11 protein-coding genes are annotated in these 15,012 nt (G+C 75.7%); 9 read left to right on the forward strand and 2 right to left on the reverse strand.

Annotation, left to right across the window (positions count from 1 at the left end; genetic code table 11):
* Positions 1-75: 75 nt before the first annotated feature.
* Positions 76-2,841 carry a pyruvate dehydrogenase (acetyl-transferring), homodimeric type gene (gene aceE / locus FB458_RS19455; RefSeq protein WP_141849950.1) on the forward strand — a complete coding sequence of 922 codons (2,766 nt, stop codon included), beginning with the start codon at positions 76-78 and terminating at the stop codon, positions 2,839-2,841.
* Positions 2,842-2,929: 88 nt separating this feature from the next.
* Here the strand turns inward: aceE and FB458_RS19460 are convergent, their stop codons facing one another.
* A complete protein-coding gene (locus FB458_RS19460) occupies positions 2,930-4,075 on the reverse strand; it encodes a glycerophosphodiester phosphodiesterase (RefSeq protein WP_141849951.1) in 1,146 nt (381 codons plus the stop codon).
* Between the two features lie 151 nt (positions 4,076-4,226).
* On the opposite strand from FB458_RS19460, the gene FB458_RS21970 reads away from it, so the two are divergent.
* Genes FB458_RS21970 through FB458_RS19495 form a run of 7 tightly spaced genes read left to right on the forward strand, consistent with a single transcriptional unit; the run spans position 4,227 to position 13,189 of the window.
* Positions 4,227-7,316, forward strand: a complete 3,090-nt coding sequence (locus tag FB458_RS21970; protein WP_141849952.1) for an FtsX-like permease family protein — start codon at positions 4,227-4,229, stop codon at positions 7,314-7,316.
* A gap of 11 nt (positions 7,317-7,327) precedes the next feature.
* Positions 7,328-8,218 (forward strand): ABC transporter ATP-binding protein, encoded by an 891-nt coding sequence (locus FB458_RS21975; RefSeq protein ID WP_141849953.1) that lies wholly within the window; start codon positions 7,328-7,330, stop codon positions 8,216-8,218.
* On the forward strand, positions 8,211-8,888 hold the full coding sequence (locus tag FB458_RS19475; RefSeq protein WP_141849954.1) for an ABC transporter ATP-binding protein: 678 nt from the start codon (positions 8,211-8,213) through the stop codon (positions 8,886-8,888). Before FB458_RS21975 ends, FB458_RS19475 begins: the two co-directional genes overlap by 8 nt.
* 10 nt (positions 8,889-8,898) lie before the next feature.
* The gene (argG, locus tag FB458_RS19480) at positions 8,899-10,332 is read left to right on the forward strand and encodes an argininosuccinate synthase (RefSeq protein ID WP_141849955.1); all 1,434 of its coding nucleotides are present in this window, start codon (positions 8,899-8,901) and stop codon (positions 10,330-10,332) included.
* Complete coding sequence (locus FB458_RS19485) at positions 10,316-11,869, forward strand: amidohydrolase (protein WP_141849956.1); 1,554 nt, start codon at positions 10,316-10,318, stop codon at positions 11,867-11,869. The genes argG and FB458_RS19485 overlap by 17 nt, the downstream gene beginning before the upstream one ends.
* A 49-nt stretch (positions 11,870-11,918) precedes the next feature.
* Positions 11,919-12,749: a hypothetical protein gene (locus FB458_RS19490; protein WP_141849957.1), complete on the forward strand. Its 831-nt coding sequence runs from the start codon at positions 11,919-11,921 to the stop codon at positions 12,747-12,749.
* Positions 12,746-13,189 (forward strand): LemA family protein, encoded by a 444-nt coding sequence (locus FB458_RS19495; protein ID WP_141849958.1) that lies wholly within the window; start codon positions 12,746-12,748, stop codon positions 13,187-13,189. Before FB458_RS19490 ends, FB458_RS19495 begins: the two co-directional genes overlap by 4 nt.
* 33 nt (positions 13,190-13,222) lie before the next feature.
* Here the strand turns inward: FB458_RS19495 and FB458_RS19500 are convergent, their stop codons facing one another.
* Positions 13,223-13,579 (reverse strand): hypothetical protein, encoded by a 357-nt coding sequence (locus FB458_RS19500; protein WP_141849959.1) that lies wholly within the window; start codon positions 13,577-13,579, stop codon positions 13,223-13,225.
* 68 nt (positions 13,580-13,647) lie between these two features.
* On the opposite strand from FB458_RS19500, the gene FB458_RS19505 reads away from it, so the two are divergent.
* The gene (locus tag FB458_RS19505; protein WP_246061395.1) at positions 13,648-15,012 is read left to right on the forward strand and encodes a PucR family transcriptional regulator; all 1,365 of its coding nucleotides are present in this window, start codon (positions 13,648-13,650) and stop codon (positions 15,010-15,012) included.

Genomic DNA, 15,012 nt, shown 5'->3' on the forward strand with positions numbered 1-15,012 from the left:
CGGGGGCACCTGCGGGTGGAGGATGGCTGGGAGAAGCCCTCGGCCCACCCATGGCCGACACGAAAGGACTGCGACGTGGCTGCACCGGACGCCTCCGGACCCATCCTCAACGGCATCCCCACCCAGCTCCCGGACACCGACCCCGAGGAGACCGCGGAGTGGCTCGAGTCGCTCGACGCCGTCCTCGACGAGTCGGGACGCACGCGGGCGCGCTACATCATGCTCAAGCTGCTCGAGCGGGCGCGCGAGATGCAGGTCGGGGTGCCGTCGCTGACGGCGACCGACTACATCAACACCATCGGCCCCGAGCAGGAGCCGTGGTTCCCCGGTGACGAGGAGGTCGAGCGCGAGTACCGCCGCTGGCTGCGGTGGAACGCCGCGATCATGGTCCACCGGGCGCAGGCGCCCGGCGTCGGCGTCGGGGGTCACATCTCGACGTACGCCTCCGCCGCGACGCTCTACGAGGTCGGGCTCAACCACTTCTTCCGCGGCCACGACCACCCGGGCGGCGGCGACCAGGTCTTCTTCCAGGGCCACGCCTCCCCCGGCATGTACGCCCGCGCCTACCTCGAGGGCCGCCTCGAGGAGGCCGACCTCGACGGCTTCCGCCAGGAGAAGAGCCACCTCGTCGACGGCCGCATCCGCGCGCTGCCGTCCTACCCGCACCCGCGCCTCGCGCCGGAGTTCTGGCAGTTCCCGACGGTGTCGATGGGCATCGGCCCGATGAACGCGATCTACCAGGCGCAGTTCAACAAGTACCTGCACGGGCGCGGGATCAAGGACACCAGCCAGCAGCACGTGTGGGCCTTCCTCGGCGACGGCGAGATGGACGAGCCGGAGTCGCGCGGCCTGCTGCAGCTGGCGGCCAGCGAGGAGCTCGACAACCTCACCTTCGTCGTCAACTGCAACCTGCAGCGCCTCGACGGCCCGGTCCGCGGCAACGGCAAGATCGTCCAGGAGCTCGAGGCGTTCTTCCGCGGCGCGGGCTGGAACGTCATCAAGGTCGTCTGGGGCCGCGGGTGGGACCCGCTGCTCGCCGCCGACCGCGACGGCGCGCTCATCCACGTGATGAACTCGACGAGCGACGGCGACTACCAGACCTTCCGGGCCAACGACGGCGCCTACGTGCGCGAGCACTTCTTCGGCCGCGACCCGCGCACCCGCAAGATGGTCGAGTCGTGGTCCGACGAGGACGTCTGGTGGAAGCTCAAGCGCGGTGGCCACGACTACCGCAAGGTCTACGCCGCCTACAAGGCCGCGACGGAGCACACCGGCCAGCCGACGGTGATCCTCGCCAAGACGATCAAGGGCTACGGCCTGGGCAAGCACTTCGCGGGCCGCAACGCGACCCACCAGATGAAGAAGCTGACCCTCGACGACCTCAAGACGTTCCGCGACGAGCTGCGCATCCCCATCTCCGACGCCCAGCTCGAGGCCGACCCGTACCACCCCCCGTACTACCACCCGGGCGACGACCACCCGGCGATCCAGTACCTGCGCGAGCGCCGCGCCGCCCTCGGTGGCGGCGTCCCCTCGCGCCGGGTCCAGCACGAGAGCCTCAAGCTGCCGGGCGACGACGCCTACGCCCAGCTGAAGAAGGGCTCGGGCAAGCAGGAGATCGCCACGACGATGGCGTTCGTCCGGCTGCTCAAGGACCTCATGCGGGACAAGGAGTTCGGCAAGCGCGTCGTGCCGATCATCCCCGACGAGGCGCGCACCTTCGGGATGGACTCGTTCTTCCCGACGGCGAAGATCTACAACCCGCACGGGCAGAACTACACCCCGGTCGACGCCGAGCTCATGCTGGCCTACCGCGAGTCGACGTCGGGCCAGATCCTCCACCTCGGCATCAACGAGGCCGGGTCGGTCGCCGCCTTCACCGCCGCCGGGTCGTCGTACGCGACGCACGGTGAGCCGATGGTGCCGGTCTACGTCTTCTACTCGATGTTCGGGTTCCAGCGCACCGGCGACAGCATCTGGGCGGCCGCCGACCAGATGGCCCGCGGCTTCCTCATCGGCGCCACCGCCGGCCGGACGACGCTCACCGGTGAGGGCCTGCAGCACGCCGACGGCCACTCGCCGCTGCTCGCCTCGACCAACCCGGCCGTCGTCGCCTACGACCCGGCCTACGGCTACGAGATCGCGCACATCGTCCAGGACGGCCTGCGGCGGATGTACGGCGACCAGCCCGAGAACGTCATCTACTACCTCACCGTCTACAACGAGCCCATCGTCCAGCCCAAGGAGCCGGAGCACGTCGACCGCGAGGGCATCCTGCGCGGGATGCACCTGCTCAAGCCGGCGGACACCGACGGCTGGGAGCACCAGCCGGCCCGGGCGCAGCTGCTCGCCTCCGGCGTCGGGGTGGCGTGGGCGCTCGAGGCGCAGGAGCTGCTGGCCAAGGACTTCGGCGTCGCCGCCGACGTCTGGTCGGTGACGTCGTGGAGCGAGCTGCGCCGCGACGGGCTCGCCTGCGACGAGGCCGAGTTCCTCACCCCGGACGCGCCGGCGCGCACCCCGTGGGTGACGGCCAAGCTGCAGGACGCCCCCGGCCCGGTGCTCGCGGTGTCGGACTACATGCGCGCGGTGCAGGACCAGATCGCGCCGTACGTGCCGGGCGACTTCGTCTCGCTCGGCGCCGACGGGTTCGGCTTCTCCGACACCCGCGCCGCCGCCCGCCGCTTCTTCCACATCGACGGGCCCTCGCTCGCCGTGCGGACGCTGCAGCAGCTGGCCAAGCGCGGCGAGGTCCCGGCCGACTGGGCGGCCAAGGCCGCCGGGATGTACCGGCTCGACGACGTCACCGCCGGCACCTCCGGCAACGCGGGCGGCGACGCCTGAGCCGCACCACCGGCACGCCGTACGACGACGCGACCCCCGCCCGGGCTCCGGGCGGGGGTCGCGTCGTGCATGGATGCTTCCGGAGCAGCTACTTCCCGGCGAGGAACTGCTGGCGCGCGACGAGGCAGATGTCGGGCTGGTCGCAGAACAGCCCGTCGACCCCGACGCGCAGGAACGCGACGTCCTCGTCGATCGCCCTCCCGTAGTCGCTCGGCACGGTGCCGACCTGCAGGTCGGTGGGCAGGAAGACGTTCTCCGCGCGGAAGGTGTACGGCGTGACGGTCAGCCCGAACCGGTGCGCGCGGGCGACGAGGCCGGTGTCCTGGCCGAGCGAGCCGTCGGCGGTGCGGGCGATGACCTGGTTCTTGTCGGGGCCGATCGACTGGACGGTCTGCGCGAGCGTGGCCATCCCGCGGGGGGAGAGCAGCTGGGCGTAGGTCTTCGTGTCGCCGAACCCCTTGCCCGTGGTGCTCGTGAGGAGGACCTCCTTGGCCCGGAACCGGTAGAGGCTGCGCAGCAGCTGCAGGTTGTTCAGCTCGAAGGACTGCACGACGATCGGCGCGGTCGGCCGGTCCAGCCCGTACTTCCGTACGAGGGTGACCAGGCCGGGCTCGAGCGGGAGGCCCAGGGCACGGAAGTAGGTGGGGTGCTTGGTCTCCGGGATGATCCCGATGGTGCGGTGCAGCTCCTGCTCGAGCCGGGCGCGCAGCGCGAACACCTCGTCGAGCGTGGGGATCGGGAACAGGCCGTCGTACAGCGTGTTGTGCTGGCGGTACTGCGGGAGCCGCTCCTTCGCGCGCAGGGTGCGCAGCTCGGCGAGGGTGAAGTCCTCGGTGAACCAGCCGGTCGTCGCGACGCCGTCGAGCTGCTTGGTCGTGCGCCGCGTGGCGAACTCGGGGTGGTCGGCGACGTCGGTCGTCCCCGAGATCTCCGGCTCGTGGCGCACGACGAGGACGCCGTCCTTCGTCGACACGACGTCGGGCTCGATGAGGTCCGCGCCCATCCGGGCCGCGAGCTCGTACGACGCGAGGGTGTGCTCGGGGCGGTAGCCGGACGCCCCGCGGTGGCCGATGACGAGGGGTGAGCCGAGGGGGGCCCTCGCGGCCGGGGTGACCGTCGCCGCCCCGGCGGGCGCGGCGTGGACGGTGGTGGAGGTGAGCAGCGGCAGGGTGAGGCCGGCGCCGACCGCGAGGGTGAGCGCGGCCCGCAGGAGCCGTCGGGTGGGGTGGGTCATGCCTGAGACTCTCCTGGGTCGGGCCTGGGCGCCAGGTGGACGCGAGATGAGCGTCGGGCGGCGACCCGGCGAACGGCGGGACGTGGCAGGGTGGGCCCCGTCCCCGGGCGGTCGCCGGGGACGTGCGACAGCGGGAAGGGGGGCGCGCGAGGTGTGGGCTGCGATCCGCTACCGGCGTGCCCAGGCCCTCGGGTTGGCGCTGCTCACCGCCCTCGTCACGGCGAGCGCGGTCTTCGCGGCGCTCTACGAGCGCGCGCTCGAGCAGTCGCTGCTGCGCGAGGGCCTGCTGCGCCAGGGCGTCGCCGCCACCGCCGTCACCCTCGACAGCCAGTCCAGCGTCGCCGCGAACCCCTCACCCACCCAGGTCCGCTCGCTCTTCCCGACCTCGCTGGCCGGGCTCTTCGACGGCGGGAGCGACCTGTGGACCGGGCACGTCTCGGTGGACGGGCGCAGCGGCACCGCGTCGGTCGCGGTGTACGGCCCGCAGGACACCTGCCGCGGGCTGCGGCTCGTCACCGGTCGCTGCCCGTCGGCCGCCTTCGAGGTCCTCGTCAGCGCCGACGAGGCCCGCCTGCAGGGCTACCGGACCGGCCAGCGGATCAGCGCCCCCGAGGAGGTCCCGACGGTCGGGCGGGGTCCCGGCTTCGCGGCGCCCTTCACCGTCGTCGGCACCTACACCCAGCTCGACGACCCCGGCCACTGGCTGGGGATCGGGCTCACCGGCCGCGCCGGTCGGACCGACGGCACCCCGGCCGACAACCCCCTCATGGACGCGTGGGTGACGCCGGAGGCGACGTTCGCCACCGGCTGGCTCTCGCCGCGCCTCACCGTCGCCTACCTGCTCGACCGGGACCGGGTCGACCTGGCCTCGCTGCCCCGGGTGGCGCCGGAGGTCGCCCGCGCGAGCGCGGTGGCCACGGCGTCCACGCCGCCGGTGCTGCTGACGACCCGCGTCGACGACCTCGCCGCGTCGGTCGCCGAGGGGCAGCGCCAGGCCCGGGTCATCGTCCCGCTCGTCGTCGGCCAGCTCGTGCTGCTCGCCGTCGTCGTGCTCGGGCTGGTCGCCGCCTCGGCGGTCGAGCAGCGCCGCCCCGAGGTCGCCCTGGTCCGGCTGCGCGGGGAGGGTGGGCGCGGCGCCGCCCGTCGGCTGCTCGCCGAGCTCGGCACGGTGGCGGCCCTCGGCGTGCCGCTCGGTGTGCTGGCCGCGTTCGCGCTGGACGAGGTGGCCCGCCGGACCTGGCTCACCCCCGGGGTGCCCTTCGAGGTGCCGTGGACGGTCTGGCCGGCGGCCGCGGGCTCGCTGCTCGTCGCCGTCCTCGCGCTCGCCGTCGTCGTCCGGCCCACCGTCCGCGAGCCGGTCGCGACGCTGCTGCGCCGGGTGCCGCCGCGGCGGCGCGGATGGGCCGTCGGGCTCACGGACGCCGTCGTCGTCACGGTCGCCGTGGCCGGGGTCGCCTCGGTCGTCACCGGCAACGTCTCCGGCCCCCTCGTCCTGCTCACCCCCACCCTGCTGGCCCTGGCCGCGGGGCTGCTCCTCGCGCACGTCCTCGTCCCCGCCGCCGCCGCGCTCGGCGCCGCGTTCGTGCGCCGGGGCCGGGTCGCGGGCGCGGTGACGGCGCTGCAGGTGGCCCGTCGGCCCGCCGTACGGCGCGTCGTCACGATCATCACCGTCGCCACCGCCCTCGCCGTGTTCGCCGCCGACGCCGTCGTCGTCGGCCAGCGCAACCGCACCGACCGGGCCCAGGTCGAGGTGGGCGCCACCCGCACCCTCGCCACCGACGCGAGCCGGCTGTCCCCCCTGCTGGCCGCCGTGCGCGCCGCCGACCCCTCCGGCCGCCACGCCACCGCCGTCGTCGTCGTCCCCCAGGGCGACCCGGACGCGGTGACGACGATGGCCGTGCAGCCGGCGTCGTTCGTCCGGGTGGCCCGCTTCCCGCGCACCCCCGGGGCCTTCGACTGGGCCGACGTGTCGCGGCCGCTGCCCGCCCAGCCGACGCTGGTCGGCCGGCGGCTCGCCGTCACCGTCGACCACGTCGCCCTCTCCGCGATCGGGGCGCAGGACCCGTCCGGCTCCCAGCCGGTCGACCCGGCCGGCCTCGGGCTCGACCTGTCGGCGACCGTGCTCTACCCGGGCAACGCCCCGGTGACCGCCGACCTCGGGACGGTGCCCGTCGCCGGCCCCGGACCGGTCACCCTCGCCACCGACCTCGGCTGCGCGGGGACGTGCCGGTTGGCCGGCTTCGTGCTCCAGCCGAGCCGGACCGCCCCGCTCGTGCTGTCCGGCCGCCTCACCGTCGCGTCGGTGACGATGGACGGCACACCGGTCGACCTCGGTGCGGCGTCCGGCTGGGTGGGGTCGGGCACGCCCGACCCGGACACCCGCGCGTCGTACGCCGCCCCGCAGGGCCCCGACGGCGGCGCCGGCCTGGGGATGCAGCTGTCCACCGACGGCGACCAGGTGCGGGTCGACACCGAGGCCGCCGGTGCCCCCGTCCCGGCGCTGCTGCTCGGCGGGCTGCCCCCGGGCTCCACCGGGCAGCAGTTCACCGCCGCCGGTCTCGACGGGCTGACGACCGGCATGGTCCGCGCCGCCGACGTCCCCTACGCCCCCGGTGGCGGGGCCCACGAGGCGCTGGTCGACCTCGACCGGCTCGCCGCCCGCACCGACCAGGTCTCCGCGCCAGGCACCGCGTCGGTGTGGGTGACCGACGCGGCCACCGAGCAGCGCGTGCGGGCCGCGCTCGCCGCCCGCGGGGTCGCCGTGACCGGCACCGAGGACCTCGCCGACCGGCAGGCCCTGTACGACGCCTCGGCGTCGGCGTGGGGGCTGCAGATGGCGCTCGTCATCGGCGTCGTCGCGCTGCTCGTCGCCGGCCTCGTCCTCGTCCTCGTCGCCGCCGCGTCGGCGCGGACCCGCTCGCGCGACCTCGGCGCGCTGCGGCTCGCCGGGGTGCCCGCGCGGACCCTCGCCGTCGTCGCCCCGGCCGAGCAGGTCACCGTCGTCCTCGTCGGGGTCGTGGCGGGTCTGCTCTGCGGGCTCGTCGGGGCCCACCTGGCCGTGCCCCTCGTGCCGTTCTTCACCGTGCCCTCGACGGTCCTGCCGGTCGACACGGCCGTCGCCGTCCTCCCGGTGCTGCTCGTCACCGCCGGCGGGCTGCTCCTGCTGCTGCTCGTCGGGCTCGGCGTCGCCTCCCGGCAGGTGCGCGCGGCGACGGTCGACCGGGTCCGGGACCAGCTGTGAGGGGGGCCACGGTGCGCGAGGGTCCGCAGGCCCCGTCGGAGCGTCGCGGGGGCCTCGCGGTCACGACCCGCGGGCTCGTGCACATCTACCGCTCCGAGGGGCACGACGTCGCGGCGCTCTCCGGGGTCGACCTCACGGTGCGCGAGGGCGAGGTCGTCGGGCTGCTCGGGCCCTCCGGGGCGGGCAAGTCGACGCTGCTCACCCTCTTCGGCGGCCTGCTGCGACCCAGCGCGGGCACGCTGCACGTCGGCCCGCACGACCTCGGCCGGCTCGACGAGGCCGCCCTCGACCGCTACCGCGCGACCGAGGTCGGCGTCGTCCTGCAGGGCGCCGCCCGCAACCTGCTGCCCTACCTCACCGCCCGGCAGAACGTCGAGCTCGCGCAGCGCGCCGCCCGCGCCGCCGGTCGCGTGCTGCCCCCGGCGGCCGAGGTGCTCGCGCTCGTCGGGCTGCGCCGCCGTGCGAGCACCCCGCTGGAGCGGCTCACCCCTGGCCAGCTCCAGCTCACCGCGCTCGCCGTCGCCGTCGCCGCCCACCCCGGGCTGCTGCTCGGCGACGAGCCGACCAGCCAGCTCGACCACGGCGCGCGCGACGAGGTCCTCGACGCCATCCGCGAGGTCAACCGCCAGGTCGGCACGACCGTCGTCATCGTCACCCACGACGCCGAGGTCGCGGCCCGGCTGCCGCGCACGGTGACCATCCGCGACGGCCGGGTCGGCGGCGAGGGCCGCAGCGGCGAGGAGTACGCCGTCGTCGCGGCCGACGGCTCCCTCCCGCTGCCGCCGCCGGCGTTGCTGGCCCTCCCGCCCGGCACGCTCGTGCGGGTGCACGAGGACGAGGACGGGTGGCGGCTGCAGGCCGCCGACCACCCGGTCGAGCACGAGGAGGAGCCCGGTGGCTGAGGCGCCCGCAGAGCCCGCGCAGGTCGCGGTCCGGGGGCTGCGGGTCGCGTACGGCGGGGTCGTGGCCCTCGACGGCGTCGACCTCGACGCCCGCGCCGGGCAGGTCCTGGCCGTCACCGGCCCGTCGGGGGCGGGGAAGTCGACGCTGCTGTGGGCGCTCGCCGGGGCCGCGCGCCCGGCCGCCGGCACGGTGACGGTGGACGGCGAGCCGGTCGCGGACCGCGACGCCGCCGTCGCCCGCGGGGTGGGGATCGTGCCGCAGGGCAACGGCCTGGCCACCGTCCTCACCGCGCGCGAGAACGTCCTGCTCCCGCTGCTGGCGACCGGCGTCGCCGCGGACGACGCGGGGCGTCGTACGGACGCGGTGCTCGACGCCGTCGGCCTCGGGGAGTCCGGCGGCCACCTCGTCGAGGAGCTCTCCGGCGGGCAGCAGCAACGGGTCGCCGTCGCGCGCGGGCTCGCTGCCCGCTCGCGCGTCCTGCTCGCCGACGAACCGACCTCCGAGCTCGACCACATCAACCGCGAGCGCGTCCTCGCGCTGCTGCGCGCCGAGGCCGACCGGGGCGCCGTCGTCGTCATGGCCACCCACGACCCGGAGGCCGCCGAGCAGGCCGACGGGGAGGTCCGGCTCGACGAGGGGCGGCTCACGGTGGTGCGCTCCCCGCAATAGGCTGTCGGCCGTGTCCAAGGTCCTCACCTCCCTGCCCGTCGGCGAGCGCGTCGGCATCGCCTTCTCCGGAGGGCTCGACACCTCCGTCGCCGTCGCGTGGATGCGCGACAAGGGCGCGGTGCCGTGCACCTACACGGCCGACCTCGGCCAGTACGACGAGCCCGACATCGCCGGCGTCCCCGGCCGCGCGGCGCAGTACGGCGCCGAGCTGTCCCGGCTCGTCGACTGCAAGCCGGCGCTCGTCGAGGAGGGGCTGTCGGCCATCGCCTGCGGCGCGTTCCACGTCCGCTCGGGCGGGAGGACGTACTTCAACACGACCCCGCTCGGGCGCGTCGTCACCGGCACGCTGCTCGTGCGCGCGATGCACGAGGACGGCGTCTCGATCTGGGGCGACGGGTCGACGTACAAGGGCAACGACATCGAGCGGTTCTACCGCTACGGCCTGCTGGCCAACCCGGGGCTGCGCATCTACAAGCCGTGGCTCGACGCCGACTTCGTCACCGAGCTCGGCGGGCGCAAGGAGATGAGCGAGTGGCTCGTCGCCCACGACCTGCCCTACCGCGACTCGACCGAGAAGGCGTACTCCACCGACGCCAACATGCTCGGCGCCACCCACGAGGCCAAGACCCTCGAGCACCTCGACGTCTCGCTCGAGACGGTCGAGCCGATCATGGGCGTGCGCTACTGGGACCCGGCCGTCGAGATCGCGACCGAGGACGTGACGATCGGCTTCGAGCAGGGCCGGCCGGTCTCGATCGACGGGCGCACCTTCGACTCCGACGTCGCCCTCGTCCACGAGGCCAACGTCGTCGGTGGCCGCCACGGCCTCGGCATGAGCGACCAGATCGAGAACCGGATCATCGAGGCCAAGAGCCGTGGCATCTACGAGGCGCCGGCCATGGCGCTGCTGCACGTCGCCTACGAGCGGCTGCTCAACGCGATCCACAACGAGGACACCCTGGCGACCTACCACGCCGAGGGCCGCCGGCTCGGTCGCCTGCTGTACGAAGGCCGCTGGCTCGACCCGCAGTCGCTCATGCTCCGCGAGTCGCTGCAGCGCTGGGTCGCCTCCGCGGTCACCGGGACGGTGACGCTGCGGCTGCGCCGCGGGGAGGACTACACGGTGCTCGACACGACCGGCCCGCACTTCAGCTACCACCCGGACAAGCTGTCGATGGAGCGCACCGAGGACGCCGCCTTCGGCCCGGTCGACCGGATCGGCCAGCTGACGATGCGCAACCTCGACATCGCCGACACCCGCTCCAAGCTCGAGCTGTACGCCGCCCAGGGGCAGCTGACCGGCGGGCACACCGCCGAGCTCGTCGGCGAGCTCCAGCAGGGCGGCGCGGCCTCGATCGCGGCGGGTGCCACCAGCGACCCGGAGACCGCCGAGGCCGTCGACGAGGCCCAGGAGCGCAGCTCCTTCGATGCCGGCACCGACTGACGCGGGGGCGCCGCTGCTCCTGCGGTCGGCCTGGCTCGTGCCGGTGGGGGCGCCCGTCGCCACCTCGGAACCGGTCGACGTGCTCGTCGAGGGCGGGCGCGTCACCGCCGTCGGGGTCGGGCTGCGCGCCCCGGCCACCGGCCGGGTCGTCGAGGCGGACGGTCGGTGGCTGCTGCCCGGGCTGTGGGACCACCACGTCCACCTCGACCAGTGGGCGCGGACCGCGGCGCGGCTCGACGTGTCGGGCACCGGGTCGCCGTACGACGTCCTGGAGAAGGTGGCCGCCGCGCTCCCCCGGCACCCGGCGGGCCAGGCGCTCGTCGGCTACGGCTACCGCTCCGGCGGCTGGGACGTCGCCCCGTCGACGGCCGCGCTCGACGCGGTCGCCGGCGAGCGGCTCGTCGTCCTCGTCGCGGGCGACGGCCACAACGGCTGGCTGTCCTCGGCGGCGCAGCGCTTCCTCGGGCTCGCCCCGTGCGCCGGCGCGCTCGACGAGGACGACTGGTTCGCCGTGTGGTCGCGGCTGGCCGAGCTCCCCGGCGCGGGTGAGGAGGCCCGGCGGGGGCTCGTCGCGGCGGTCGAGGACGCGGCGGCGCGCGGGGTCGTCGGGATCGTCGACATGGAGCTGGGCACCTCCCCCGAGGAGTGGGTCGCGCGCGTCGAGTCCGGCGTCGACCGGCTGCGGGTGCGCACGTCGGTCTACCGCGAGCACCTGCCGGCCGCCTACGCCCGCGGCCTGCGGACCGGCGACCCGGCGCCCGGTGGGCGGGGCCTGGTGACGATGGGACCGTTCAAGATCATCAGCGACGGCAGCCTGGCCACCCGCACGGCGCACTGCCACGAGCCGTACCCGGCGCGCCCCGGCGGTGAGCCGGGCGGCGGCGCCCACCCGGCGGCGCCGTACGGCAAGCAGAACGTCGACGGCGGCGATCTCACCGCGCTGCTGCGCGAGGTGACCGACCACGGGCTGCGCGCCGCGGTGCACGTCATCGGCGACGCCGCCGCGCAGATCGCGCTCGACGCCTTCGCCGCGTCGGGGGCGCGCGGGTCGCTCGAGCACGCGCAGCTGCTGCCCCCCGGGGCGGCCGCCGCGATGGCGCGGCTCGGGCTCGTCGCGAGCGTGCAGCCGGCGCACCTGCTCGACGACCGCGACCTCACGACGGCGATCTGGCCGGGGCGCGAGGACCGCTGCTTCATGCTGCGCACGCTGCTCGACGCCGGGGTCACCCTCGCGCTCGGCTCGGACGCCCCGGTCGCCCGGCTCGACCCGTGGCTGGCCATGGCCGCCGCGGTGCACCGCACCGCCGACGCCCGCGAGCCGTGGGTCCCGGCCGAGCAGCTCACCGCGGCCGAGGCGCTCGCCGCGAGCACCGACGGGGCGGGGACGGTCGGCGTGGGCTCGCGCGGCGACCTCGTCCTCGTCGACGCGGACCCGCTCGCCGGCGAGGACCCGGCCACCTCCGCCGCGGTGCTGCGCGGCACGCGGGTGGCGCTCACCGTGGTCGGCGGGCGCGTCACGCACGACGCGACGGGGTGAGCGCGCCGAAACGCACCGCGACGGGCACGTCGTACGGCATCCTCCCGACATGGACCAGCCCTTCGACCCCGGTGGCCTCGACCCGAGCGGTTCCGGCCTGCCCGGGTCGGGGATGCCCGGACCGGGCCTGTTCATCGGGCTGTTCGTCGTCCTCACCGTGGTCGCCGCCGTGGTCGCCGTCGTGTCCGCGAAGCGGCGCCGGCAGCAGCTCGAGCAGCGCGCCGCCTGGGCCGCCGAGCGCGGCTGGCGCTTCGAGGCCGACGCTCAGCCGCTCGTCGACGCCTGGGGCGGCGAGCCCTTCGGGCGCGGGCTGCGCCGCCGCGCGCAGGCGCACGTCACGGGCGGCTACCGGGGCGTGCCCTTCTCGGCGTTCGAGTACCGCTACGAGACCGAGAGCCACGGGACCGACAGCGAGGGGCGGCCGACGACGACGCGGCACGTGCACCGGTTCGACGTCGCCGTGCTGCGGCTCGGGTCGCGGCTGCCCGACCTCGAGCTGGCGCCGGAGACCGCGTTCTCCCGGGTCGTCGACGCGGTCACCGGCCGCGACATCGCGCTGGAGTGGGAGCGCTTCAACCGGTCCTACCGGCTGACCTGCGCGGACCGGAAGCTCGCCATGGACCTGTTCTCCCCCCGGACGATGGAGCACCTGCTCACACACGGGCCGGTGCGGCTGCGGATCACCCGCGGTGACGCGCTCGTCTGGCGGCCGACCCGCACCGAGACCGTGACGCCGTGGGGGCCCGGCGACCCGGCCGTGCCGCTCGAGTCGTCGTCCGCGCCGCTCGACGTCGTCCTCACCCTGCTGCGCGGCGTGCCGGACTTCGTCTGGCAGGACCGCGGCGGGCTGCCCCCGGCGCTGGCGGGCGCCCGCTGGTGACCGCAGCGCTTCTCGCCGCTCTGCTCGTGGTCGCGGGGCTGGCGTGGCTGGGGGCGCACCGGCGGTTCGTCCGGCAGCGCCAGCACGTCGCCGAGTCGGCCCGCGACGTCGACGTCGAGCTGCGCCGCCGGCACGACCTCGTGCCCGCGCTGGTGCGGGTCGTCGAGGCGCACGCCGCGCACGAGCGGGCGCTGCTGACTCTGCTGGTCGCCGAGCAGGGGGCGCTGGCCGGGCCGGTCGACCGGGTCGGCGAGACCAACCCGGCGCTGGCCGCCGACGCCGCGTTCGCCGAGCTGCGCCGCCGGCTGCACGACACCGAGGAGCGGCTCGCGGCCGCCCGTCGGGTCCACGCCGACAACGTCCGGGCGTACGACGACCGGGTCCGCACCTTCCCGACGAGCCTCGTCGCGCGGGTGGGCGGGTTCGGCGCGGTCGGCTGAGCGCGCCCCGGCCGAGCGACCGCGGGCCCGCCGTCAGCGATCGCGACAGGCGCGCATCCGTTGGAAAGCCGGGTTCTCCAGGTCGTCGGGGAAGATCGGGTCGAACCCGTGCAGCCACGTCCACATGACCCGGTTCTCGCCGTTGCCCGGGGCGTGGGCGAGCCCGGGCTGGGGCGTCTCGAGGGCGACGGCGGCCAGGCGGTCGCGCCCCGCACGGCGGTGCGCCTCGTCGACGACGTCGAGGACATCGCCGATGACGCCGAACGTCTCGCGCGGCCACTCGGTCAGCGGTCCGTCGGTCTCGGTGATGAGCACGACCCGGTGCAGCGGGCGCCGCTCGGCGCTGGCCAGCGGGCGGGTGTCGGTGATGATCTCGAGGTCCCCCTGCATGAGAGCGGACCATAGCGAACGAGCCGCGCACCCGCCCCTTGTCGGCGTCGTACAAATACACTCGGGCCGTGACGTCGGCGAGCGCCCCGCAGACCCGTCTGGGGACGGCGACCCGGCGCCGGCTCGAGGGCGGTGCGGGCGCGCTGACGGCGGCGGCCCTGCGCCGGATGGAGGCCGACCACGGGTGGTACCGCGCGCTCGGCGCCGAGGACCGCTCGTGGCTGACCCTCGTCGTCCAGGCTGCCGTGTCCTCGTTCCTCACCTGGCTCCAGGACGACGCCGTCGGGGACGCGAGCCCGCGCGACCCGGTGATGCGCGAGGTCTTCGCCGAGGCCCCGCGCGAGCTGACCCGGGCGATCAACCTGGCGCAGACCCTCGAGCTCGTCCGGACCGTCGTCGACGTCGTCGAGCACGAGGTGGCGTCGTACGCCGGCCGCACCGACGAGCGCACGCTGCGCGAGGCGGTGCTGCGCTACTCGCGCGAGGTCGCCTTCGGCGCCGCCGAGGTGTACGCCGCCGCCGCGGAGTCGCGCGGCGCGTGGGACGCCCGGCTCGAGGCGCTCGTCGTCGACGCCGTCGTCCGCGGCGAGGCCGACGACTCGATGCAGAGCCGCGCCACCGCGCTCGGCTGGGGGTCGGTGCAGGGCGTCGCGGTCGTCGCAGGTTCCCCCGCCCGGGACGTCGGCGCCGCGGCCGCGGTCGACGCCGTACGGCGGGCCGCCGCCCGGGAGGGGGTCGAGGCGCTCGCCGCGCTGCAGCGCCGCCGGCTCGTCGTCATCCTCGGGGGGCTGCGGCCCCCGGCCACGGCCGGGCCGGAGGGGACGGCGGCGCGGCCGGCGACCGTCGTCGCCGCGCTGGCCGAGCACTTCGGCGAGGGTCCGGTCGTCCTCGGGCCGACCGTGCCCCACCTGTTCGCCGCGGGCCGCTCGGCGCGGGCCGCCCTCAGCGGGCTGGCCGCCGTGGCGGCCTGGCCCGCGGCGCCGCGCCCCGTGCTCGCCGACGACCTGCTGCCCGAGCGGGTCCTCGGCGGCGACGGGCCGGCGCGCCGCACCCTGGTCAACCGCGTCCACCACCCGCTCGCGCAGCACCCGGCGCTGCTGGCGACGGCGACCGAGTTCCTCGAGCAGGGTCGCTCGCTGGAGGCGACGGCCCGGGCTCTCTACGTCCACCCCAACACGGTGCGGTACCGGCTGGGGCGGGTCGCGGCGCTCGTCGGGTACGACCTCACGACCCCCCGGGAGGCCCTCGCCGTGCAGGTCGCCCTGGCCGTGGGCCGGCTGGCCGAGCCCGAGCCGCGGCCGTGGCGCAGCGGTGTGACCCCGCGCGGCGCCGCCGGCCCACCGACGACGCGTTTGGAGGATTCCTCCAACGGTCACCCGGAAGATTCGTGGGCTTCGGTGCCGCCGGACGAGGGGCCGACCGGCGAGGCTTGA

It is taken from the genome of Lapillicoccus jejuensis (genome assembly GCF_006715055.1).
Classification (GTDB): Bacteria; Actinomycetota; Actinomycetes; order Actinomycetales; family Dermatophilaceae; genus Lapillicoccus; species Lapillicoccus jejuensis.

Coding starts and splice junctions, on each gene's coding strand:
- FB458_RS19460 (WP_141849951.1), bottom strand. CDS start 4,075: ATGACCCACCCCACCCGACGGCTCCTGCGGGCCGCGCTCACCCTCGCG.
- FB458_RS19485 (WP_141849956.1), top strand. CDS start 10,316: ATGCCGGCACCGACTGACGCGGGGGCGCCGCTGCTCCTGCGGTCGGCC.
- FB458_RS19490 (WP_141849957.1), top strand. CDS start 11,919: ATGGACCAGCCCTTCGACCCCGGTGGCCTCGACCCGAGCGGTTCCGGC.
- FB458_RS19500 (WP_141849959.1), bottom strand. CDS start 13,579: ATGCAGGGGGACCTCGAGATCATCACCGACACCCGCCCGCTGGCCAGC.